Origin of the sequence: Streptosporangium oxazolinicum, assembly GCF_039537505.1 — a bacterium.
Lineage (GTDB): Bacteria > Actinomycetota > Actinomycetes > Streptosporangiales > Streptosporangiaceae > Streptosporangium > Streptosporangium oxazolinicum.
The window spans coordinates 608,538-630,560 of sequence record NZ_BAABAQ010000002.1; the positions used below are offsets into that span (position 1 = coordinate 608,538).

At 71.0% G+C, this 22,023-nt stretch carries 24 protein-coding genes; 10 read left to right on the forward strand and 14 right to left on the reverse strand.

Translation table 11 applies throughout. The features are described 5' to 3' along the window. Nucleotides 1-89 precede the first annotated feature (89 nt). The 4 genes from ABD817_RS07675 to ABD817_RS07690 are packed head-to-tail and all read left to right on the forward strand — an operon-like array spanning nt 90 to nt 4,111. On the forward strand, nt 90-1,184 hold the full coding sequence (locus ABD817_RS07675) for an LLM class flavin-dependent oxidoreductase (RefSeq protein WP_344916448.1): 1,095 nt from the start codon (nt 90-92) through the stop codon (nt 1,182-1,184). Then, nucleotides 1,181-2,002, forward strand: a complete 822-nt coding sequence (locus ABD817_RS07680; RefSeq protein ID WP_344916450.1) for an ABC transporter permease — start codon at nt 1,181-1,183, stop codon at nt 2,000-2,002. Before ABD817_RS07675 ends, ABD817_RS07680 begins: the two co-directional genes overlap by 4 nt. Before the next feature lie 11 nt (nt 2,003-2,013). Further along, complete coding sequence (locus tag ABD817_RS07685) at nt 2,014-3,048, forward strand: taurine ABC transporter substrate-binding protein (protein ID WP_344916452.1); 1,035 nt, start codon at nt 2,014-2,016, stop codon at nt 3,046-3,048. Next, nucleotides 3,029-4,111 carry an ABC transporter ATP-binding protein gene (locus ABD817_RS07690; protein ID WP_344916454.1) on the forward strand — a complete coding sequence of 361 codons (1,083 nt, stop codon included), beginning with the start codon at nt 3,029-3,031 and terminating at the stop codon, nt 4,109-4,111. Before ABD817_RS07685 ends, ABD817_RS07690 begins: the two co-directional genes overlap by 20 nt. On the opposite strand, the gene ABD817_RS07695 is transcribed toward ABD817_RS07690, so the two are convergent. Next, entirely contained in the window at nt 4,089-5,285 is a 1,197-nt protein-coding gene (locus tag ABD817_RS07695) for an alkaline phosphatase PhoX (RefSeq protein ID WP_344916456.1), read from the reverse strand. The genes ABD817_RS07690 and ABD817_RS07695 overlap by 23 nt on opposite strands. A 202-nt stretch (nt 5,286-5,487) precedes the next feature. On the opposite strand from ABD817_RS07695, the gene ABD817_RS07700 reads away from it, so the two are divergent. Next, nucleotides 5,488-8,826 carry a KAP family P-loop NTPase fold protein gene (locus ABD817_RS07700; protein ID WP_344916458.1) on the forward strand — a complete coding sequence of 1,113 codons (3,339 nt, stop codon included), beginning with the start codon at nt 5,488-5,490 and terminating at the stop codon, nt 8,824-8,826. A 147-nt stretch (nt 8,827-8,973) separates the two neighbouring features. Here the strand turns inward: ABD817_RS07700 and ABD817_RS39555 are convergent, their stop codons facing one another. From ABD817_RS39555 to ABD817_RS07715, 4 genes are all read right to left on the reverse strand, one after another. Next, the gene (locus ABD817_RS39555; RefSeq protein WP_425583285.1) at nt 8,974-9,474 is read right to left on the reverse strand and encodes a DUF5946 family protein; all 501 of its coding nucleotides are present in this window, start codon (nt 9,472-9,474) and stop codon (nt 8,974-8,976) included. An 88-nt stretch (nt 9,475-9,562) separates the two neighbouring features. Beyond that, nucleotides 9,563-9,784, reverse strand: coding sequence for a DUF397 domain-containing protein (locus ABD817_RS07705; RefSeq protein WP_344916460.1), 222 nt, complete (start codon nt 9,782-9,784; stop codon nt 9,563-9,565). Nucleotides 9,785-9,852: 68 nt separating this feature from the next. Beyond that, on the reverse strand, nt 9,853-10,080 hold the full coding sequence (locus tag ABD817_RS07710) for a DUF397 domain-containing protein (RefSeq protein ID WP_344916462.1): 228 nt from the start codon (nt 10,078-10,080) through the stop codon (nt 9,853-9,855). A 180-nt stretch (nt 10,081-10,260) separates the two neighbouring features. Beyond that, entirely contained in the window at nt 10,261-10,998 is a 738-nt protein-coding gene (locus ABD817_RS07715; protein ID WP_344916464.1) for a GntR family transcriptional regulator, read from the reverse strand. 263 nt (nt 10,999-11,261) lie between these two features. Between ABD817_RS07715 and ABD817_RS07720 the strand changes: the two genes are divergently transcribed. Then, a complete protein-coding gene (locus ABD817_RS07720; protein ID WP_344916466.1) occupies nt 11,262-11,621 on the forward strand; it encodes a hypothetical protein in 360 nt (119 codons plus the stop codon). A 13-nt stretch (nt 11,622-11,634) separates the two neighbouring features. On the opposite strand, the gene ABD817_RS07725 is transcribed toward ABD817_RS07720, so the two are convergent. Then, entirely contained in the window at nt 11,635-12,231 is a 597-nt protein-coding gene (locus ABD817_RS07725) for a phosphatase PAP2 family protein (protein ID WP_344916468.1), read from the reverse strand. 264 nt (nt 12,232-12,495) lie between these two features. Here ABD817_RS07725 and ABD817_RS07730 point away from each other — a divergent pair, with 264 nt between their 5' ends. Then, nucleotides 12,496-13,143, forward strand: coding sequence for an inorganic diphosphatase (locus tag ABD817_RS07730; RefSeq protein WP_344916470.1), 648 nt, complete (start codon nt 12,496-12,498; stop codon nt 13,141-13,143). Here ABD817_RS07730 and ABD817_RS07735 read toward each other — a convergent pair. The 6 genes from ABD817_RS07735 to ABD817_RS07760 form a co-directional block, all read right to left on the reverse strand. Further along, nucleotides 13,122-13,664, reverse strand: coding sequence for a hypothetical protein (locus ABD817_RS07735; RefSeq protein WP_344916472.1), 543 nt, complete (start codon nt 13,662-13,664; stop codon nt 13,122-13,124). The genes ABD817_RS07730 and ABD817_RS07735 overlap by 22 nt on opposite strands. Next, a complete protein-coding gene (locus ABD817_RS07740) occupies nt 13,661-13,945 on the reverse strand; it encodes a DUF211 domain-containing protein (protein WP_344916474.1) in 285 nt (94 codons plus the stop codon). The genes ABD817_RS07735 and ABD817_RS07740 overlap by 4 nt, the downstream gene beginning before the upstream one ends. Nucleotides 13,946-14,299: 354 nt before the next feature. Then, entirely contained in the window at nt 14,300-14,764 is a 465-nt protein-coding gene (locus ABD817_RS07745) for a MarR family winged helix-turn-helix transcriptional regulator (RefSeq protein WP_344916476.1), read from the reverse strand. A gap of 178 nt (nt 14,765-14,942) precedes the next feature. After that, nucleotides 14,943-15,434, reverse strand: coding sequence for an SRPBCC family protein (locus tag ABD817_RS07750; RefSeq protein ID WP_344916478.1), 492 nt, complete (start codon nt 15,432-15,434; stop codon nt 14,943-14,945). 66 nt (nt 15,435-15,500) lie between these two features. Beyond that, nucleotides 15,501-16,349: an N-acyl homoserine lactonase family protein gene (locus ABD817_RS07755; RefSeq protein WP_344916480.1), complete on the reverse strand. Its 849-nt coding sequence runs from the start codon at nt 16,347-16,349 to the stop codon at nt 15,501-15,503. Nucleotides 16,350-16,511: 162 nt separating this feature from the next. Continuing rightward, nucleotides 16,512-16,979, reverse strand: coding sequence for a Dps family protein (locus tag ABD817_RS07760; protein WP_344916482.1), 468 nt, complete (start codon nt 16,977-16,979; stop codon nt 16,512-16,514). Nucleotides 16,980-17,105: 126 nt separating this feature from the next. Between ABD817_RS07760 and ABD817_RS07765 the strand changes: the two genes are divergently transcribed. Together ABD817_RS07765 and ABD817_RS07770 are read left to right on the forward strand one after the other, a co-directional pair. Further along, on the forward strand, nt 17,106-17,876 hold the full coding sequence (locus tag ABD817_RS07765) for a MerR family transcriptional regulator (RefSeq protein WP_344916484.1): 771 nt from the start codon (nt 17,106-17,108) through the stop codon (nt 17,874-17,876). After that, on the forward strand, nt 17,873-20,230 hold the full coding sequence (locus ABD817_RS07770; RefSeq protein WP_344916486.1) for a VIT domain-containing protein: 2,358 nt from the start codon (nt 17,873-17,875) through the stop codon (nt 20,228-20,230). The genes ABD817_RS07765 and ABD817_RS07770 overlap by 4 nt, the downstream gene beginning before the upstream one ends. Nucleotides 20,231-20,359: 129 nt before the next feature. Here the strand turns inward: ABD817_RS07770 and ABD817_RS07775 are convergent, their stop codons facing one another. Together ABD817_RS07775 and ABD817_RS07780 are read right to left on the reverse strand one after the other, a co-directional pair. Next, complete coding sequence (locus ABD817_RS07775) at nt 20,360-20,587, reverse strand: hypothetical protein (RefSeq protein ID WP_344916488.1); 228 nt, start codon at nt 20,585-20,587, stop codon at nt 20,360-20,362. Between the two features lie 18 nt (nt 20,588-20,605). Continuing rightward, nucleotides 20,606-20,923: a sigma factor gene (locus ABD817_RS07780; protein WP_344916490.1), complete on the reverse strand. Its 318-nt coding sequence runs from the start codon at nt 20,921-20,923 to the stop codon at nt 20,606-20,608. A 190-nt stretch (nt 20,924-21,113) separates the two neighbouring features. On the opposite strand from ABD817_RS07780, the gene mmuM reads away from it, so the two are divergent. Next, nucleotides 21,114-21,986, forward strand: a complete 873-nt coding sequence (gene mmuM, locus ABD817_RS07785; protein WP_344916492.1) for a homocysteine S-methyltransferase — start codon at nt 21,114-21,116, stop codon at nt 21,984-21,986. Nucleotides 21,987-22,023: the final 37 nt, after the last annotated feature.

Consider the following 22,023-nt stretch of genomic DNA (forward strand, 5'->3'; position numbering starts at 1 on the left):
CCCCTGTCTAATTCCCTCTTTATAGATAGGTATTATGTGGTTAATATCGGGGGCACCACCCCGTTCCGTATGAGCCCTATGAGGCGAAGATGCGCTTGCACTGGTTCCTGCCGACCACCGGCGACGGCCACCACGTCAGGCCCGCCACGACCACCGTCGCGGCGGGCGGCGCCGCGGCCAGGCCCGCGACGCTCGACTACCTGTCCCAGGTGGCCCGCGCCGCCGAGGCGGCCGGTTTCGAGGCGGCGCTCACCCCGGTCGGGGCGGGCTGCCCCGACCCGCTGGTGGCGTGCAGCGCCGTCGCGGCGCGGACCGAGCGGCTCAAGCTGCTGGTGGCCTTCCGGCCCGGCTTCACCCTGCCCACGCTGCTCGCCCAGCAGGCGCAGACCCTCCAGGAGATCAGCGGGGGACGGCTCCTGCTCAACGTGGTCACCGGCGGCGACCCCCGGGAGCAGCGCGCCTACGGCGACTTCCTCGACCACGACGCCCGCTACGAGCGGACCGGCGAGTTCATCGAGGTGCTCAGGCGCACCTGGGCGGGCGAGCCGTTCGACCACGTGGGCGCCCACTACCGGGTGTCGGGGGGCGGGCTCGCCACTGCGCTCCCCGACACCCCCGACATCTACTTCGGCGGGGCCTCCCCCGCCGCGGAACGGGTGGCCGCCGCCGGGGCGGACGTCTACCTGATGTGGGGCGAACCCCCGGCGATGATCGCCGAACGGGTCGCCAGGATGCGCGGGCTCGCCGCCGAGGCGGGCCGCGAGCTGCGGTTCGGCATCCGGCTCCACGTCATCGCCCGCGACACCGCCGAGGAGGCGTGGGCGCACGCCCGGCGCCTGCTCGACGGCATGGACCCCGACAGGATCGCCGCCGCCCAGGCCCGGTTCGCCCGGATGGACTCCGTGGGGCAGCGCCGTATGGCCGACCTCCACGGCGGTTCCGCGGACGCGCTGGAGATCTCGCCCAACCTCTGGGCGGGGGTCGGGCTGGTCCGGGAGGGCGCGGGCACCGCGCTGGTCGGCAGTTACGCGGAGGTCGCCGAGCGCGTCCGCGAATACGCCGAGCTGGGCCTGTCGGAGTTCGTCCTGTCCGGCTGGCCGCACCTGGAGGAGGCCTGGCGGGTGGGCGACTTCGTCCTCCCCCGGCTGGCGGCTCCCACTCCCGCCCCTATGCTCGTCGCGTGAGCGTCCTCACCTCCCGTCCCGGTCCCTCTACTCGTCTCCGGCCCGCGGCGGGGTTCTGGCGAGCCCTGGCGCTGCGGGCCGGGGCGATCGTCGCGCTGGTCGCGATCTGGCAGGCCGTGGCGATGGCCGGGATCTGGCCGCCGGTCTTCGTCCCGGAACCTGTCGCGGTCTGGGACCAGTTCCTGCGCACCACCGCCGAGGGCGTGAGCGGCTACACCCTCCAGGAACACCTGCTCACCAGCCTGCGCCGCATCCTGCTCGGCTGCCTGTACGGGGTGACGGGCGGCATCGCGCTGGGACTGCTGATCGGCATGGTCCCGACGCTGCGCGCGCTGCTGGGCCCGCTGGTCACGTTCGTGCGCACCCTGCCGCCGCTGGCGTACCTCAGCCTGCTGGTGATCTGGTTCGGCATCGACGAGGAGCCCAAGATCTGGCTCCTGCTGCTCGCCGCGCTCCCACCGGTCGCGGTGGCCACCGCCGACGCCGTGCGCGGCGTGCACGAGGACTACCTGAACGCGGCCCGCTCGCTGGGCGCCCGCCGCCACGAGCTGCCGCTGCGGGTGGTGCTGCCGAGCGCGCTGCCCGAGATCATCACGGGGGTACGGGTGGCCGTGGGCGTCGCCTACACCACCGTGGTCGCCGCCGAGACCGTGAACGGCGTGCCCGGCATCGGCGGCATGGTCCGCGACGCCCAGCGCTACAACCAGACGGACGTGGTCGTGCTCGGGATCATCGTCATCGGCCTGTCCGGCCTGCTCATCGACTTCCTCCTGCAAACGCTGGACCGCCGCCTGGTGCCCTGGCGCGGCCGTACCTAGGAAAGACCCCCATGAAACGCATGATCCTCGCCCTCACCGCCGCCGCCCTCGCCCTCACCGCCTGCGGGTCCGGTACGGAGGAGGCCAAGCCCGCCGCCGACGGCTCCCCGGCGACCCTGCGCATCGGCTACCAGCTCATCCCCAACGGGGACCTGATCGTCAAGGACCAGCAGTGGCTGGAGAAGGCGCTGCCGAACACCAAGATCACGTGGAGCAAGTTCGACTCGGGCGGCGACGTGAACACCGCGATGATCGCCGGATCGCTCGACATCGGTCTGGCGGGCAGCAGCCCGGTCACCCGGGGGCTGTCGGCGCCGCTCAACATCCCGTACCGGGTGCCGTGGATCTTCGACGTGATCGGTGACAACGAGGCGCTCGTCGCCCGGGGCGGTGTGACCGACGTCAAGGGGCTCGCGGGCAAGCGGGTCGCCGCTCCCTTCGCCTCGACCACCCACTACAGCCTGCTCGCCGCGCTCGCCGAGGCCGGGCTGTCGGAGGCCGACGTGAAGATCCTCGACATGGAGCCGCCGGACATCCAGGCCGCCTGGCAGCGCGGCGACATCGACGCCGCCTACGTCTGGACGCCCACCCTGGCCGAGTTGCAGAAGAACGGCGGCACGACGCTGGTCACCAGCCGCGAGCTGGCCCAGCGGGGCAAGCTCACCGCGGACCTCGCCGTGGTGAGCGACGACTTCGCGAAGAAGTACCCGAAGGCGCTGCACGTCTGGCTCCAGCAGCAGGACCGCGCGGTCAAGCTGGCCAGGAGCGACAAGGACGCCGCCGCCTCGGCCATCGGCCGCCAGCTCAACCTCGACCCGGCGGAGGCCGCGCGCCAGCTCGGCCAGCTCGTGCTCCTCGACGCGAGTGAGCAGCGCTCCGCCGAGTATCTCGGCACCCCCTCGGCCCCCGGCAAGTTCGCCGAGAACCTGCGCAGTTCGGCCGAGTTCCTCAAGGGCCAGAAGAAGGTGGACGCCGTACCGGAACTGAGCGTCTTCCAGAAGGGCCTGGCCACGCAGGAGCTCGCGGATGCCTTCGCCGGAAGCTGAGGCCGCCCGCGCGGGCGGGGGTCCCGGCCCGGCCCGCACGGGCGCGGGCCCCGAGACGGCGGCTCGCACGGACGCGGCCCCCGAGACGGCAGGCGACACGGGTACGGACCCCAAGGCGTCGAGCGTCACGAACACTGACCCCGAGACGACAGACGGCACAAACACGGACCCCGAGACAGCGGACAACACGAACACGGGTCCCGACCCGGTGAGCGGCACGAGCACGGAGGCGCCCGGCGGGAACACCGGGCCTCACGACGCCGGAGCCCGCGACACGGCGCTCGCGCTCGCCGGGGTGTCGCACTCCTACCGGGGGCGCGCCGGGACGGTCGACGCGCTCGGGCCGATCGACCTGGAGATCGCCGCCGGGGAGTTCGTGACGGTCGTGGGCCCCTCGGGATGCGGCAAGAGCACGCTGTTGCGGCTGGTGGCGGGCTTCACCGCGCCGTCGGCGGGAGTCATCACCGCCTCCGGCGGGCCGGTGTCGGGGCCCGACCCGGCCAGGGGGTACGTGTTCCAGCAGCACCGGCTCTTCCCCTGGCTCTCGGTCGAGGGGAACGTCGGTTTCGGGCTGCGCGGCCTGTCCAGGGCGGCGCGGCGCGAGCGGGTGGCCGAACTGCTGGAGCTGACCGGGCTCGCCGACGTCGCCAGGGCGAGGCCGTACGAGCTCTCCGGGGGCATGCAGCAGCGCGCGGCGATCGCCCGCGCGCTCGCCCCCGATCCCGCGCTACTGCTGATGGACGAGCCGTTCGCCGCCCTGGACGCCTTCACCAGGGAACGCATGCAGGAGGAGGTCCGCGAACTGTGGCGGCGGGCCGGGACGACGGTGGTGTTCATCACCCACAGCGTGGACGAGGCCGTCTATCTGGGCACCCGCGTCCTCGCGCTGAGCGGCAGGCCGGGCCGGGTGGTCCTCGACCGCGCCTCGAAGCTGCCGTACGGCGACCATCCCCGTACCGACCCGCTCTTCGCCGGGCTGCGCGAGGAACTGACGGAGGTCGTCAGGGAGGCCGCGTCGCCCGGTGGCGCCGGTGGTGGCGTCAGTGGCGGAAGGGGCCGGTGACCTCGTAGGTGACGCCGTCCGAGGCGTCACCTCGGGGTCCGCGCCGGGAGGAGAAGTAGAGGCGGTCGCCGCCCGGTGAGAAGGCGAGGCCGGTGATCTCCGACGTGGGGTGGCCCGGGATCCGCAGGACCGGGGTGGCGACCCGGCCGGGAGTAATCAGGTTGATCTCCGTGTCACCGTCGTCCCCGGCGACGTACAGGCCACCCGAGGGGGTGACGGTGCCGGAGCCCGGCGAGGCGTCGTAGGCGACCTCCAGGTGTTCGCGTTCCACGTCGTACGCCCACACCCGGTTGTCGCCCCCGGTGGTGAAGAGGCACAGGCCGTCCGCGTAGTGGCAGCCCTCGCCGCCGGAGAAGCGCCTGACGTCGCCGACCTGGTCGCGGGTGGCCTCCCGCGACCCGCCGGGGTCGGGCACGCGCCGCCAGGTGACCCGCCCCCGGCCGGGCGCGGCGCAGAGCACCTCCAGGACGCCCGACGTCAGGTCGCCCCAGTAGGCCGGACGGAACCGGTAGAAGCAGCCGTCCGGCTCGTCCTCGGTCAGGTAGACCACTCCCCGGTCGGGGTCGCAGGACACGGCCCCGTGCCTGAAGCGGCCCATCGCCAGGCGCGGCATCGCGGCCCGCGAGCCGTAGGGGTCGCACTCGAAGACCCGGCCGCGGAGGATCTCCTCGCACGACAGCCAGGAGTTCCACGGGGTGCGCCCGCCCGTGCGGTTGAGGTCGGTGCCCGACAGGACGCGGTAGGCGTCGGCGACGGCCCCGTCAGGCCCGAACCTGATGGCCGACGCCCCGCCGAGCAGCGGGGCCTCCGAGTTGGACACGTAGATCCAGCCGTCGCCGTCGGGGAAGCACGCGCCGCCGCCGGGCGCCGGGTGCCACAGCACCCCGCCGATCCTGCGGCCGGTACGGGCGACGATCCGGCTGCCGAACCCCTCGGGCAGCGCGATCCCGTTGGCGTCGGGCGCGCGGAGCGGCCCATAGGGACCCTCCGAGCGCCGGAGGACGACGCCCGCGGCCTCGTACCACAGCGAGCCCGCGAGGACGGTGGCCGTTGCCAGGGCCGGGACCGACGCAGGCGCCGGGACCGAGGCCCGGAACGGGACCGGGACCGACGCCAGGGCCGGAGCCTGAGCATGAGCCGGGGCCAGGGTGCGCGAAGCGGTATGGCGAAGCATGTGGCCCCTCCTCGTCGTCCCTCGCGGTACGTGGCCAGTCGATCGAACTCACATGAACGCCGAGACACCCCCGCCGCAAACTTTGCGGAAACCGGAGAGCAAACATCCGTCAAAACAGGTCGACCTATCGCCAAGATCGCCATCTTTCCCGCCCGGCGCGTCCACAGTGGGATCTTGAACCGTCGTCAGATCGGGAGGACCGTTGAGCGAGGGACTCGCGTTCGCGAATCCAGTCTTCGAGACCACGCCCCACGTGGGCACCCGCCGAGCTCTCGTCTTCCTCGACTCTCCCCCGGCCGCGACCCCACTCCCTCCCTCGCCCACGTCATCGACCTCGCCCTCACCGGACGCGGACGCGGGGACCCCCGCCCCCGGGCCGTACGCCACCCGGCCGGACACGCGGCTGGCGAGCGCCCTGCGGGCCGAGGGGTTCGCCGTCGACGCCGAGACCAGCGAGGGGGCGGGCGCGGACGGCGAGCGCGTGTGGAACCTGCTGCGTTCGGCGCGGGAGGGCGACCTGCTGGTGATCCGGCTGCCCGCCGACGGCGGCTGGACCTCGGGGCAGCTGGGGTCGATGATCGGCGCGTTCGGGCGGCAGGTCGGCGAGTCGCTGGCCGCCGCCGTACTGATGATCGTCGACTTCGGCTGGAGCGCCCTGGACGGCTCCGCGGAACCGGTCAGGCAACTCGCCGTGGCCGGGGAGCCGAGGGTGGCCGCGGCGGCCCTCACCCTCACGCTGAGGCTCGACGAGACGGTGCCGGGACCGGTGCGCACACTGACCGACGTCATCGCGGAGGGCCTGACGACGCGGGCCGCCGACCTCGACGGGGACGGGACGATCAGCGTCGGGGACCTGCACGCCTACGCGCTCGCCCGCTACGCGGCGGCCTCGGCCGCCCGCACGCCCATCCTGATCTCGTACGGAGCCGTCAAGGGGGTCGCGCTCACTCCGGCGAGGGACACCGCCGCCGTGCCGCACGCCGCCTTCGCCCGCGTCCTGGCGCGACTCGGCGACCCCGCACCGCCCGCGCACGGGATCGAGATCGTGCGGCGGGTCTACGAGCTCCACCTGAGCGAGCCCGCCAGGGAGTTGCTGCGCAGGGCGGCCCTGCTCGACGAGGACGAGCCGATCGACGAGATCCTCGGCGACGCCGCCGAGCTGAGGCACTGGGGCCTGCTGGGCGAGACGACCACGTTCGTCCACCCGGACGTGCGGATCTTCGGCCACTCGCGGCTGTCGGCCGCCGAACGGGCACAGACCTCGGCGCTGTTGCGCCGCCGCCGGGCCGGGCTGCGGACGGTACGGCCCAGGGCGAGGCTCACCGCCGACCGGTGGACCACCGAGGACCAGCTCGGGCACCGGGTCTACGCCGAGGCCATCGCCGCGTTCGTCCGCCACCCCGAGACCCGGCCCCCGCTCACGATCGGCCTCAAGGGCCCCTGGGGTGCGGGCAAGACCTCCCTGATGCGGATGATCCAGGATCTTCTGGACCCCGGGGCCGCCGGGGCCGCCCCGGCTCCGATCCATCTGCCCGGTTCCCGTACGGAACGGGCGCTGACCAACGCCGAGGTGCTGGCCAGGACGGGACGGCGCCCCCGGGAGAGCGCCGGATGCGCCGAGCCCGGCCCCCTCCCGCTGCGGCCCGCGGACTGGCGGCCCACGGTCTGGTTCAACCCGTGGATGTACCAGAGTGGCGAGCAGGTCTGGGCCGGGCTCGCCCACGAGATCATCAGCCAGGTCACCCGGCGGTTGCCCCGCGCCGAACGGGAACGGTTCTGGCTGGAGCTGAACCTGTCCAGGATCGACCGGGAGGCGGTCCGCAGGCGCGCCTACCACCTGGCGGTGACCCGCCTGGCGCCCGTGGCCCTCGGCCTGGTCGCCACCGTCGTCCTCACCGGGGCGCTGCTGGCCGCCGCCGCGCTGCTGCCCGCGCTCGGGGCCTTCCTCGGGAACGCCGCGGCGGCCGTCGGCTCCGCCGGGTCGGTGGTGGTGGTGGTGGCGGGCGCGCTGCGGCTGGCGCGGTTCTTCGGGGAGTCGGCGGACAACGCGTTCCGCGGCCTGGTCACCCAGCCCGACCTGCTCGGCCCCGGCGCGGCCGACGGGTTCGTCAACGAGGTCGCGACCAACCCCGGCTACCGCTCCAGGACCGGCTTCCTGCACCTGGTGCAGACCGACATGCGGCAGGTCCTCGACCTGGTCGCCACCGGGGAGCGCCCGCTGGTGGTGTTCGTGGACGACCTGGACCGCTGTTCCCCGGGAACGGTGGCGCAGGTCATCGAGGCGATCAACCTGTTCCTGGCCGGGGAGTTCCCCAACTGCGTGTTCGTGCTGGCCATGGAACCGGAGGTGGTCGTGGCGCACGTCGAGGCGGCCTACCCGGAACTGGCCGGGACGCTGCCGGGCGGCGGGCGGTCCGGCCTGGGCTGGCGGTTCCTGGAGAAGATCGTGCAGCTCCCGCTGAGCGTGCCGCTGCTGGACGACGCCGACCGGCTGCCCGCCTTCGTACGGGCCCTGCTGGGCGTCTCCGACGTGGCGTGGCCCACGACCGTCCCCTCGGGTGTTCCCGACGTTCTTTCGGTCACGGAGACTCCCACGGACGCGGAGACCACGCGACCGCGAAACCCGGACACCACACGGACACCGAATCCGGCCGGACCGCGTCCGGCGGGTCCCCCAGCCGCCCTGGAACGGCTCGACCCGCCACCGGATCCGGCCGGACCGCGCTCGCGCGGTCCCCTGCCTCCCGCACGGCCCTCCCCGCCCGGCGCCGCCACGCCACCGGGAGCGGCCGTGCCGGGACTGCGGGCACCCGCGAAGCCGCGAAGGCCCCGACCGCGAACGCCGGTGGAGACACCGGGACTCGGACTGCGGGCGACGATGGAACTGCAGGGATTCGGGCCGCGAACGCCGCAGGAGACGCCGGACCCCGGATCGCGGGCGGCGGAGCCACCGGACCAGGTGCAGGTGAGCCGGTTGCAGGACGCCATCTGGGCGCTGCGCCCGACCACGACGACCCTCGACGAGGCGGCGCGGCTGGCACAGGACGCGCTGGGGATCGAGTGCTCCGACGCGGTCGGCGGTCTCTGCGCGGCGACCCGCGAGGCCGCGGACCGGGTCTTCGACGACCTCTACAGCGACGAGAACGCCTACCGGGCGATCGAGCTCGTGCTCCCGGCCCTGACGTTCTTCAACCCGCGCGAGATCAAGCGGTACGTGAACGTGTTCCGCTTCTACTCGTTCCTGACCTACCGCCGCGCCCTCGCCGGGGCGGCCCCCGCCTCGGACGGCGAGGTCGCCAAACTCGCGGCGCTCGCCGTCCAGTGGCCGCACCTGCTGACGCTGCTGGCCATGGAGACGGACGGGGCGAGCGTGCTGCGACGGCTGGAGGACACCGCGAACGACGACGGGGGTTGGGAGCGGGCCGTCCACGACACCGGCCTCGTCGCCCACCACACCCCCGGCGGCACCCACCTGGACGCCCTGCGCGACCTGCTCTCCCGCCCCCACCCCATCGCCGACCTCGCCCGCTATCTCCTCTGAAGGGCCTCCGGGGTGGCCGGGGTGTCACTCGCGATGACACCACCAAACCCGCGCCTGACAAAACCACTACCGGCGACAGCAAATCAAAGATCAACAGGTGTAGCTGGAGCAGTGGGCGCGGATATCGGTCACGCGGGCCTTCGACTATCAGTCCTGGACAGATCTCCAGGATTCCACAGTCGCTTCGACAATGGTTTCGATGCGGTGTCCGTATGCCAGATGCCCATCAGACACGAAGCTGCCCTCCCTGAATGGCAAACCGCAGAACGTAGCACGGAAGTGCTTGGGAGATCCGCCCGGCGGGAGCGGCGCGTATGCCGCCAATGGCGCCATATCGGAGCTCGGCCGTGCCCCGCGCCTGTTCCGCGCCACCTGATGAGCCGCCACACGAAGCAGTGCGTCAAGGCCCTTGTCCATGTAGAGCTGCAACTGGCGGAACTGACCGTCAAGGTACTTCTCATGAGCCCTGGAAGGATGCTGCAGGAGATACGCACACACCACAGGCGCGTGCCACCTGTACATCTGAGGATCAGCCTGCTCTTCAGCCAGGATTCCGTGGTAATAGTCCACGCACACGCCCAGCGGACCGGAAATTGCACCACAGTCGCACTGACCCATGGTGGGGCTATCTGCCATGGGCTGCACCATAGGTGGCCGGCAACAGCCTTGTCGACGGGATTTCGGCGCCGTCTCATGTCCCACCGGGCTATGGTCCTGTCCGCCCTGCGGGGGAACCTCAGGAGAAGTCGAACTCGCCGTCCTTGACGCCGCCGACGAACGCCTCCCACTCGGCCCGGGTATAGACGATCACCTCGGCATCGGGACGACGACTGTGCCGCACGGCCACCCGCCCACTACCGTCGGCCAACGGACCAGCCTCGACACACTGGCCACCACCATTGGCGCTCCTGGTGCTGATGTGCCAGGCCACGCCCGCCAACTCCTCAGAGTTGATCATCACGTACTTCTCCCATTCGCTCACTTAGCTACGCCCGGAAGATTGATACGCCCATCCTTGCGACGCGGTTACGCGATGGGGAAGTCGAATTCGCCGTCCTTGACGCCGCCGACGAACGCCTCCCACTCGGCCCGGGTATAGACGATCACCTCGGCATCGGGACGACGACTGTGCCGCACGGCCACCCGCCCACTACCGTCGGCCAACGGCCCGGCCTCGACACACTGACCACCACCATCGGCACTCCTGGTGCTGATGTGCCAGGCCACGCCCGCCAACTCCTCGGGGCTGATCATCACGTACTCCTCCCTCTCGCTCGCTTGACACGACCGACCGCTTTTTGGACGACGGTCGCGGACTCATCCCGGCTGAGAATGATGCTTTGCGGGGATCGTATGCTCGCGCAAAGCTCGCAGCACTGACCTTCCGCACCACACTTTCGTGATTACCGGCTGCGGCGACGGGAGACCCGGAGGCTATTCCAGGGCGTAGTCGGCCGACAGCTCGCGACCGGGGCCGAGGAAGTCCACGGCGTACTCGGTCACCTCATCGTGCTGGTCCCAGTAGAGGTTGGTCATGGTGAGTGCCGGTAGACCGCTCTCGATGCCAAGGACTGAGGCGATGTCCCCAGGAACCGGCCTGATCGCGACGATGTCACGTCGCCGGACGGCCCGTCGGCCCGCTCTGTCCTCGACCAGCCCGAAAGTCATTCTCGGGAGCGGCTCCTCGATCAGCAGCTCGGGCACCACCTGGCCCAGCTCACCCGGAAGCCACGACGTGGACAGCGCGACGAGCCCCATGTCGTCGTAGTAGGCGCGACGGCGCCGAACAACAGCGACCCCCTCTTCGATCCCCAGCGCGTCCGCGACCGCCTCGGGCGCCGGAACGAGACCGGCGCTCAAGATCTCAGCTCGCTCACCCCGGCGATAGCCGCTCCCGCTCGCCCGCAGCATCTGAAGACGATCAGAACCCGCCGTAATCTTCTTCGGCAGGCTGGCCAGGGTTCCGATCCCCGGAACCGACTCCGCGTAGCCTTCCGCTCTCAACACTGCAGCGACCCGGGTGGCGGTCGCCGTGGACACCCCTTCGTCGCGCATGATCTCTCGTACCGACGGAATGCGGTCACCCGGCCGGATCTCCCCGCTCTCGATCCTGGCCTTGATCTGCGCGGCGATCCGCTTGTACGGAGCCATCGCCTGCGGGTTGTCAGCCATCGTGGGACTCCTGTTCTAGTGCACTCTGAATCAGCCATTGACTTCACTGGTGCTCTAGAACACTATAGAGCTGTTGTAGGCTAAAGGCCAGGTGGGCTGATCGTCCTCAACGGGAGGATGTTCCGAGCGACTTCCCGTCAAGGCCGACAGTTCGAAAGTCCTGAGGCCGACGATGCATCACACGCACTCCCCCCACGGAGTCGATCGAGACGATTCAGATCGGGCAGCCTTCGCAGGTACCAGACAGGAAGAGAGCACTCATCGTGGAACGTTCCCCTAAGTTCGGCCAGCCGTCCGCTCACCACGATCAGGGCTTCGGCGGACACCTCGTACGCGACACGAACCCGGAACACGCCTACGAAGCGACGCGCATGCCGACGGGCGACCTTCCCCGCATGTTCGCCCTGGTCCAGGAGTTCTACGAGGACGACGAGGGCGAGGAGGACGTGGAGAGCTTCACGGAGGTGGTGGCCTACGGGCTGGCGCTGCCGGGTGGGACGGTGGCGACCGTGGCCGCGAACGGCAGCGAATTCGGCCGGTGGACGAGCGCGCACAACGCGGCGCGGCGGCTGCACACCGACCTGGTCTGGCTCGGGGACGGCGACACGAATCCCACCCCGTAGCGATCGTCCTCTCTCAGCGCCCTGGAGCGTACGTGAGAGGGGTCGACAGGGGACTCGTCCGTCGTCCGAACAGTGCCCACCACAGGTAGGCGAAGACGGCACCACCGGCCACGTCGCTGGGCCAGTGCACGCCCAGGAGGAGGCGGCTGACACCGACCGCGCCGCCGACGGCGATGCCCGCGGCGGCGGCACGGCCGGGTGAACCGGTGAGCCGTTCGGTGATCAGCAGGGTGCCCAGGAGGGCGGTGGTGGTGTGGCGGGAGGGGAAGCTCGGCCCGATGGGGGTTTCTCGCCAGCCCTCCCTCGGCGGGCGGGCGCGGTCGATGACCGAGGCGACCTGGTGCCGGGTGGCCAGGCCGGACACGTAGACGGCCAGGAGGCGCCAGTCCCTGGTTCCCGCCGCGAGCGCCGCGACCTGTGCTCCCATGAGCGTCGGCGAGCCGAGATGGGTGACGGTGTGCGCGATGGACACCAGGCCGGTCCGCCGCTGGCCGGTGAAGATCGCCAGCAGCCGCTCGTCCAGACCTCGCCCGCGTGGGGCCGAACCCACCGATTTCCGGCCTCGCGCGTCGTGCGCGTCACGGACGGCGACGGACCTGGAAAAGATCACGGTGTTTCCCCTCCCGGGACGAGCGCCACGCCCCCCCGGCTCCCCGGGGATGTGGGCGCTCCCGCCGCCTCGGCCTGAGGTGATCGCGGACGCCGATGGCCTTTAGCGCCTTGTCCGAGAACGCGCCTTGTCCGAGGATAACTCGGCGGCCCGAAGTGATCATCCGACGGCCGGGGATGGACGAGACGGGAAACCTCCTCTTCGTACCGGGTATGAGTACGACACAGAGGACATGGCCGCCGCACGATCGGAAGGGGGCCTGAGATGCGCTTCGACGTCGTCGTGGAGACACCGCAAAGATCACGGAACAAGTACGAGATGGACGAGGCCAAGCAGCGGATCCGGCTGGATCGGCTGCTGTTCACCTCCACCGCCTACCCCTACGACTACGGCTTCGTCCCCGGCACCCTGGGCGAGGACGACGACCCGCTGGACGCCATGGTGCTGGGCGAGGCACCCACGTTCCCCGGATGCGTGATCAACGTCCGGACGATCGGGATCTTCTGGATGCGCGACGAGCACGGCCCGGACGCCAAGCTCCTGTGCGTGCCCGCCGGTGACCCGCGCTTCGCCCACATGCGCGACCTCGGCGACGTGCCCGCGTACGTCCTGGCCGAGATCGGTCATTTTTTCGCCATATACAAGCATCTGGAGCCAGGCAAGAGCACCGATGTCCGCGGCTGGGAATCCCGCACCGAAGCCGAGAGGGTGCTGGAGGAGGCCCGGCGACGGCTCGGCCGGCCCACCCGCCGACGACCGGACCGAACGCCGTCGCCCGGCCAGGCCCCCGCTCGCCGTCGCGTCCCTCCCACGGATCGGATCCGGCCCACCCTGCTCCTCGCCGCCGTTCTCGGCCTCATCGCGGCGGCCAGGACGCCCCGGCATCCGGTTCACACGATGCGCAGCTGGTAACCGAGCGCCGCCACGAGCGCCCCGCCGATCATCAGCGCGCCACTCCACCGCGGGGGTGACCCGCCCACCACCGATCCGATACCGGCTCCGAGCAGGCCCAGCACCACGAGACTGATCGCCAGCGGCAACCATGAGGGGCCGGGAAGGAGCGCACCGGCCAGGAGAGGAAGCAGCGAACCGGAGAAACTCGCCGTGCCCGCGACCGCGGTGGCCACCAGCGCCTCGCGGATCACCGCGCGGCCCAGGTGGGTGGTCGCCAGTCGTCCGCGGCTGGTGAGGTTGAGCTGGCGTCCAGCCCGTGCCAGCTGGGTGCGCAGCTCGGAGTACTGGGCCACGTACACGGCGAAGATCGCCGTCACCAGCGCCACCGTGGCGACCTTCAGGCCCACCTCGATACTGGCGTGGCCACCCCGCAGGATCGTCGCCGTGGCCAGGACCAGCGCGTTCAGGATGCCGTCGGTCAAGCCCAGCACGAAGGAGAGCAGCAGCCTGCCCTCGGCCAACGCCAGACGCATCCTCATCTGGCCCGCTTCACGCCCTCGATGATCCTCACTCCGGCCACGAGCTGATCGACACTGTGCACGACCGCCCCGGTCCTTTCGATGGCCCTGAGCAGGCCGGGCCAGTCGATGCCGTCTCCCTCCACCGTGATGTCCATGCCCACGGTCTCGATGTCGATCTCCGTCACCGTGATGTTCAGCGTCTCCACCCCCTCCACCTTCTCGATCGCGGCCCCCACCTCCATGACATCCGGCCGCTGCACGGCTTTGTCCACGTCCATGACGACTCTCCGTATACGCACACTGCCTCCTCGCAGCTCTTCTGCCGTTGCCAACGCTTACGAACACGCGTGTCCGCCTCCGACAAGCACGGCGTGACAGCCGGACACCTACCCCGGGCCGGTCATCGCCTCATCAAGGACAGGGCATCGGCGAGGTCGTCATCGGGGACTCACCGCGGATGGCGTACGGGTATCCGCGGTGGCAGGTGGGGGTCACCGCGCTGGGGAAACGGGCGTGAAGGACGAACCCGTCCGGGAGATCACCCCTGCGCCCAGCCCGATCGGGCCGCCGAAGAGCCGAAGAGCCGCTTTCGGCACAGCGTCACCATCGCCCTCGAACACGGCGGCTCCTGACGAGATCAGGCGCCGGGGAACCTAGCGGGCCGGGGCTTCCTTGCGTCGGCGTACCGTTTCGCCCGCCGGGAAGTGGGAGGCCACGGATCGGAGCGTGGTCAGCGTGGGGGCGACCGGCTGTCCGGTGAGCATCTCCTCAAGCGCGTCGTTCAGACCGTCCTGGACCACCCGGACCCGCTCGGCCAGCTGCGCGCCGTCCGCCGTGAGGGTCAGCGTGACGTGCCGCCTGTCGCTCGCGCCGGTTGTCCGCTCGACGATCCCGGCGGTCACGAGCCGGTCCACCAACCTGCTCGGGTTGGCCCCCGTCTCGCACACGAGCAGCTCACCGAGCCCGGAGAGGGTGAGGGGCCCACGGTCGTCGAGGACGCTCACCACCTCGGCCTGGGACGGCGTCAGACCGAGCGGACGGAGCGCGGCGGCGAGCATGCGGTTCCCCTCTCGCTGCACCGCCAGGACGAGGTAGCGGAACTCTTCGGCGTCCTTCACTCGTGCGGATCCCTTCTCCGCTCTGTGCGGAAACTCTCAGGCGGAGCACCTCGCGGACGTCACTCCGTACGTCCACGCGTGTGCATGTTACGCCGGATGATGACGTGTCATCGGCCTACCTCGCGACAGTCTTGGACGGCAGGCGCCGCGCCGGAGGGTGGGACCGCCGAAGCAGCCGTCACCACGCGGTCCCGTTCCCGGCGCCAGGGGCCTCGAGGATGTCCTTCAGAACGCGGAGGTTCTTCGCGACGGCACCGGCCATGCCCCGGGCCAGCAGGCCGACCGGCGCGCCCAGGGCTCCCGCTTCGAGCTCGATCTCGTTGACCAGGTCCGTCCCCGTGGCGGACCCCTCGAGTGTGTAGATCGCGCGTCCCTGGAAGAGGCCGAAGCCGCCCTCTACCACGAGGCGGCGGTCGCGCTCGTACTCGACGATCTCAAGGCGCTCCCGCATCACCCGGGGAAGGGTGCGGGTCTGCTGGTAGACGGTCCCGAAACCGGCCGGTCCCGGTGTGACCGGCCGTGTCTCGCGAATCGCGTAGTTCCAGGCGGGGAGATTGCGCAGGTCCGCCAGATAGTCGAAGACCACACCGGCCGGACGCTCGACGCGCAGGGCGTTGGTGAAGCTCACGTTCCTTCGTGTCCGCGAGGACCTGAAGATGTCGGTGATCATCGTTCACTCCTTTGAATACATGGGTGGGTCGCGTCGGATCGGTGACACTCGGCGGAGAGGGGCGCCTCACGCGGCCCGTACGCGGCCGAGTGTCTCGGCGAGGCGACCGGCCGCCCCGGGGTCGTGGGCCGCCAGGACCGTCAGATCGGGCATCGTGGCCCGCAGGGCGTTCACCTTGCTCACCGCGTCCCGCATCTGCTTCTTGTCGCCCACGCCGGGCAGCTCGCCCGCGGTCAACAGGTTGACGTCGTAGGTGAGATCGCCCACCAGCATCAGCGGCGCGTGCCCCGGACGGCGGATCAGCAGGGAGAGCGATCCGGGCGTGTGCCCCGGAGTGGGCAGGAGCAGGAGGCTTCCGTCGCCGAACAGGTCGTGGCCGGTGTCGAACGGCGCCACCGCCGGATCCGCGAGCGGCTCGGGGGTGATCCGCTTCCAGTTGAGTCCCGGCAGGTCGATGTGCGAGGGCATCAGGCCGCGCGCCTCCGGCAACGGCTTGCGCAGGGACTCCCACTCGTCGTGGCTGACGACGATGTCGGCGTGGCCGAGCAGCGGCAACCCGCCGATGTGGTCCTGGTGAAGGTGGGAGATCACCGCGGTGTCCACGTCGTCGACGGCGTACCCCAGCCTGGCCAGACCGGCCGTGAGCGTCTCGTCCGGTTCGACGGAGAATTTCGCGAGGCGTGAGTAGATCAGTCCGTTGAGCCCTCCGGGGAAGTAGCCCGGGTCGGTCACCGACGCGCGGTCCTGCCCCGTGTCGAAGAGCACCACGCCTTCGCGGTGCTCGATGACGTAGACGTTGATCGGCCGGGGGGCGGTCCACCGCGTCGAGGTGAACAGCCAGAAGTAGAGGTGCTTCCACGTCGGCCCGACGTGCTCCGGCCGGATGGCCACCGAGCCGGTGCTGAGGACGGACACACGCCTGATCGGATCTGCCGAAGCGTTCATGGGGGACCTTTCACGAAGTTCTATGTCGTGTCATTAAATTACACGACACACATATGGCCGTCAATACCTCCGTCGGACGGGAACGCGAAAGGCGCCCCGGCCCGCACGGGCCGGGGCGCCTCGAAAGACGATCTAGCGCTGGGCCTCGATCATCCAGTGGTGCTTCTCCAGGTCCTGCGTGATCTCGATCAGGAGGTCCTGGGTGACCAGGTCGGGCTTCTCGGTCGCTTCGATACGCTCGCGCATCCGGCCGACGATGGACCCGAGGATGTCCGTCATGGCGGCGACGACCTTGCCGTCGTTGATGTAGCCGTTCTCCAGCTGCGGCACCTCGGTGTTCTGCGCCAGCGTGGAGGACCTGCCGTCGGGGTTGCACCCGAGGGCCACCGCGCGCTCGGCGACGGTGTCCGCGTGCTTCCTGGCCGACGAAACGATCTTGTCGAGCTGCAGGTGCAGTGAGCGGAAGTTGTGGCCGATCACGTTCCAGTGGGCCTGCTTGGTCAGGAGCGACAGGTCGAGCAGGTCGACGAGCGCGCTCTGGAGCACGTTGCCAACGACCTTCTTGTCTTCTGCCTTGAGTGGGCTGGTGATGGCGGACATGGAATGTCCTCCCCCTGTTTTGAGCTTAGTTTCCCCTTTGGTACGAAATGTCCGTACCCACCTATGCGCCCTCCTATTCAGACCATCAAGTTGACACTGTCATAATTACAGTGTCACTATCGAGGCATGGAATGGACCATCGGTGAACTGGCTGAGCGGGCGTCCGCGGCGCTGGCCCCCACCGCCCAGCTCAACGGGCGGGTCAGGGACGTGCCCAACGAGCGCCTCATCCGCTGGTATTCGACGATCGGCCTCCTCGACCCCCCGTCGGCCCGCCGAGGCCGCGTCGCCATGTACGGCAGGCGCCACCTGCTCCAGATCGTCGCCGTCAAGCGGCGCCAGTCCGACGGCCGGACCATCGCCGAGATCCAGGCCGAACTGGCCGGGGCCACCGACCAGACCCTGGAGTCGATCGCCCGCCTCCCCGGCTCCCCTCCGGAGCCCTCACCGGGACACCAGCCCACCCCTCCCGAGACCGGCTCCCCCAGGGCCGCGCGCCCGCGTTTCTGGGCCGGGCCGACCGCCGCCTCGGCGGCCACCGCCCCCGCCCCGCCAAAGCCACCCCCGCCGTCCCAGCCCCAGCCCTCACCCCAGCCCTCGTCCAGGGAAGCCCCACCACCTGCGGCCGAGACCGGCAAGACCCCGCCCGTCAAAACCCCGCCCGCCCAAAGCCCACCCGGCAGGACCTCGCCACCCCCGCCACCCCCGGCTTCGCCCGCCCCGGAGGCCGTGATCGTGCACGGCGTACGGCTGGCGAACGGCGTGACGCTGATGCTCGACACGCGCGGACACGCCCCCACACCCGACGACCTCGCCGAGATCGCCGCCGCCTCGGAGAAGCTCCTGTCACTCCTCCGCGAACGCGGCCTCACACCTCCGGAAGGAATTCACGCATGATTACCTCGATCACAACGCTGCCGCCGGAGGAGTGCCACCCCGTCCCCGACGCCGGGCTGGGGGCGCTCGCCACCGAGCGCGGCAACCTGCCGCTGGAGAGCGTGGACGTGACCGCCGCCGTGTCCGGCCTGAGTGCCGGGGTCGAGGTGGTCCAGGGCTTCCGCAACCCGCACGACGTGGCCCTTGAGGCGACGTACGTCTTCCCGCTGCCTGACCGGGCCGCCGTGACCGCCTTCAGGATGGAGGCCGACGGCCGGGTCATCGAGGGCGTGCTCAAGGAGCGCGGCCAGGCCAGGGCCGACTACGACCAGGCGATCTCCCAGGGGAAGCGGGCCGCGATCGCCGAGGAGGACCGGCCGGACGTCTTCACCATGAGGGTCGGCAACATCGTGCCGGGCGAGCGGGTCACCGTGCACCTCACGCTGAACCAGCCGCTCCCGTACGAGGACGGCGCGGCCACCTTCCGCTTCCCGCTGGTCGTCGCCCCCCGCTACATCCCGGGCACCCCGCTGGACGGCGACCGGGCGGGCGACGGCTGGGCCTCGGACACCGACGCGGTCCCCGACGCCTCCCGCGTCACCCCGCCGGTGCTGCTGCCCGGCTTCCCCAACCCGGTCCGCCTGTCGCTGGCCGTCTCCGTCGACCCGGCCGGTCTGGAGCTGCGCGAGGCCCGCTCCAGCCTGCACGTGGTCCAGGAGGAGGGCACCGTGATCCGTCTCCAGCCCGGTGAACGGCTCGACCGCGACTTCATCCTGCGCCTCGCCTTCGACGCCTCCACCTCCCTCGCGCTCGCCCCCGACGGGGACGACGAGGGTGAGGGCACGTTCACGCTGACCGTCGTCCCCGAACCGGCGCCCGCCGGGGCCGGGGCCAAGGACGTGGTGCTGGTCCTCGACCGCTCGGGCAGCATGACCGGCTGGAAGATGGTGGCCGCCCGGCGCGCCGCCGCCCGCATCGTCGACACGCTCACCTCGGGTGACCGGTTCGCGGTGCTCTCCTTCGACACCGTCGTGGAGTACCCGGAGGGGCTCGGCGAGGGGCTGTCCGAGGCGTCCGACCGCAACCGCTACCGGGCCGTGGAGCACCTGGCCAGGCTGGAGGCGCGTGGCGGCACCGAGATGCTGTCCCCGCTGGAGCGGGCCGCCGCGCTGCTCGCCGACTCCGCCGGGGACCGGGTGCTGGTGCTCGTCACCGACGGGCAGGTCGGCAACGAGGACCAGATCCTGGAGCGGACCGGTGCCGCGCTGGCCGGGGTGCGAGTGCACACGGTCGGCATCGACAGGGCGGTCAACGCCGGTTTCCTGGGCAGGCTGGCCGGGCTGGGCGGGGGCAGGTGCGAGCTGGTCGAGTCCGAGGACCGGCTGGACGAGGCGATGGAGCACATCCACCGCCGGATCGGCGCCCCCCTGGTCACCGACCTGTCCCTCAAGGCCGACGGCCTCGACCTGGTCACCGAGACGGTGAGCCACGTCGGCTCGATCTACTCGGGCGTCCCGCTCACCGTGCTCGGCCGCTACCGTGGCGCCGCCGCCGGAGCGCTGACCGTACGGGGCCTGGGCGCCGACGGCTCACCGTGGGAACGGAGGGTCACCGCGTCCGTGGTGGACAATCCGGCCGTACGGGCGATCTGGGCACGGGCGCGGCTGCGGGCCCTGGAGGACCGTTACGCGGCCGGTGACCGGTCGCTGGAGGCCGAGATCGTGGAGACCTCCCTCAGGTACGGGGTGCTCTGCCGGTTCACCGCCTTCGTCGCGATCGACACGCAGGTGGTCGCCGAGGGCGGTCCGGGACACCGGGTGATCCAGCCGGTGGAGCTGCCCAGCGGCTGGGAGAGCCCGGTCGCCGCCGCGCCGATGATGCTGACGTCGATGGCCTTCGGGAACGCGGCCCCGAGCCCGCCGCCGCCCATGGGACCGCCCGGGATGGCCCCTCCCGGTGCCGCGCCGAAGTTCGCGGCGAGCCCGGCCGTCGGTGGCATCTCCCAGGAGGCGGCGGCCGGAGGCTTCGACGACCGCGCCCGGATGCTGCCCCGTCCCGTGCCCGCGGGGGCTCCCCCGAGGGGGGGCGCGCCGCAGGCCAGGCCGCAGGATCCGCCGAGGGAGCAGCTCGCCGAGGAGCTGAAGCGGCTGCGCGCCGCCGCCTCCCTGCCCGCCGCCGAACGGCTGCGCCTGCTGGAGGACCTGGGCAGCCGCCTCGCGGCCCTGGCCGTCTACCTCGGCGGCCACGCGGAGCTGGCCGCCCTCGCCCGCGAACTGCAGGCCGGTGGGGACGTGGACACCCTGTGGCGGCGGGCCGAGGAGGTCCTGGAGTCCCTGGCGGGTTCCGCCAAGCGGCGCCCGTTCTGGAAGCGGTGATCTCCCCCCGGAAAGCGGCTCGGGCCGCGACCTGAGGCGACCGGCCCGGAGGTGGTCACGTGACCACCTCCGGGCATATCACGCTTCGGGCCCTCCTCCCCCACCCTCCGGCGGATGGACTCACCGCCTTCACGGTTTGACGGTGACGGTCCTCGTCGGGATCGGCCCCGGCGGCGTGGCCGTACCCGCGCGATCGTCCGGCCCGACGGTGACGGTGACGACCGGAGTCGGCTCCGGCCGCGCGGTCGCACCCACGCGATCGTAGATCCCGACCTCCCACCGTCCCGGCCGTCGCTCAAGCCCGGCGACCACCCGTTCGAGGACCTCGGGACGCAGCAACGCCGCTGACCGAACCACCTCCGGTGACGGCGGGGATCACCACCACCGCCTTCGGATCGGCGCACACGACCTTGTACGAACGGTGAAGTCCCGCGGATCGGCGCGATCGGGAAGGTGTTCGGCGGGCACCTCGTCGCGCCACTTCCTGCGCCACCAGGAGGCGTGGGTGTTGACGATGATGCGGTGCACGTACGGGTCGGGGTCGCCCTCGACCCGCCGCCATGCCACCCACGCCTTGGCCAGCGCCGTCTGCACGAGATCCTCGGCGGTCGCCCTGTTCCCCGTGAGCAGATACGCCGTATGTCGGAGCCGCTCGTAACGCGTCGCCACGTAAGCGTCGAACCCGTCGTCCATTCACGATCTCCGTCCTGAAGCCTCCTCTGTCCTGAAGCCTCAAAGACATCTACTCGGCGGCGAGCCGGTTCGGACGACAGCGAGAAATGACACGTGGGTGAAGATGCCGCGAGACCGATATGGGACAGACTGGGACCAAGGGCGGTCAGAGCGGGGTTCCAACCCCGGCTGTGCCACATAAAGTAGCGAGATGGTGATTCTGGACGGCGGCCTGGCCACCCATTTGGAGGAGCTGGGCGCGGACCTGCGAGACGACCTATGGTCGGCGAAACTCCTGCTGGAGAACCCCTCCGTGATCCGGCAGGCGCATCTCGACTACTTCGCCGCGGGCGCCGAGGTGGCGATAACGGCGAGTTACCAGGCGAGCATCCCCGCGTTCGTACGACGGGGCCTGAGCGCCGCCGAGGCCGAGGACCTCATTCTGCTCTCCGTGCACCTGGCCGCCCAGGCCAGGGACACCCACGGCTCGGGCACCGTGGCCGCCAGCGTCGGCCCGTACGGCGCCTACCTGGCCAACGGCGCCGAGTACACCGGCGACTACGACCTCGACGAGGACGGCCTGACCGACTGGCACCGCGACCGCTGGCACATCCTGGCCGACAGCGAGGCCGACCTGATGGCCTGCGAGACCATCCCGTCCTACACCGAGGCCAGGGCGCTGAGGCGGCTGCTCGCCGAGACGCCGGGGATGCGGGCGTGGGTGAGCTTTTCCTGCCGCGACGGCGAGCACATCAACGACGGCACCCCGCTCAAGATGGCGGCCGGTCTTTTCGCCGGAAACCCCCAGGTGATCGCGATCGGCGTCAACTGCACGGCACCGCGCTACATGCTCAGCCTGATCTCGCAGATCAAGGGCAAGCCCACCATGGTCTACCCCAACTCCGGCGAGGTCTGGGACTCGGCGAACCGGCGCTGGCTCGGGCTGGCCGACCCGGTGGAGTTCGGGGAGGCCGCCGCCGGGTGGACCGCCGCGGGCTCCGCCTTCGTCGGCGGCTGCTGCCGCACCACCCCGGAGCACATCCGCCAGATCCGCGCCCACCTCACGGGCTCGGGTGCCTCCTGAGGCCCCGGCCGTCTCGCGCGTCCCGTACCGCAGAGGC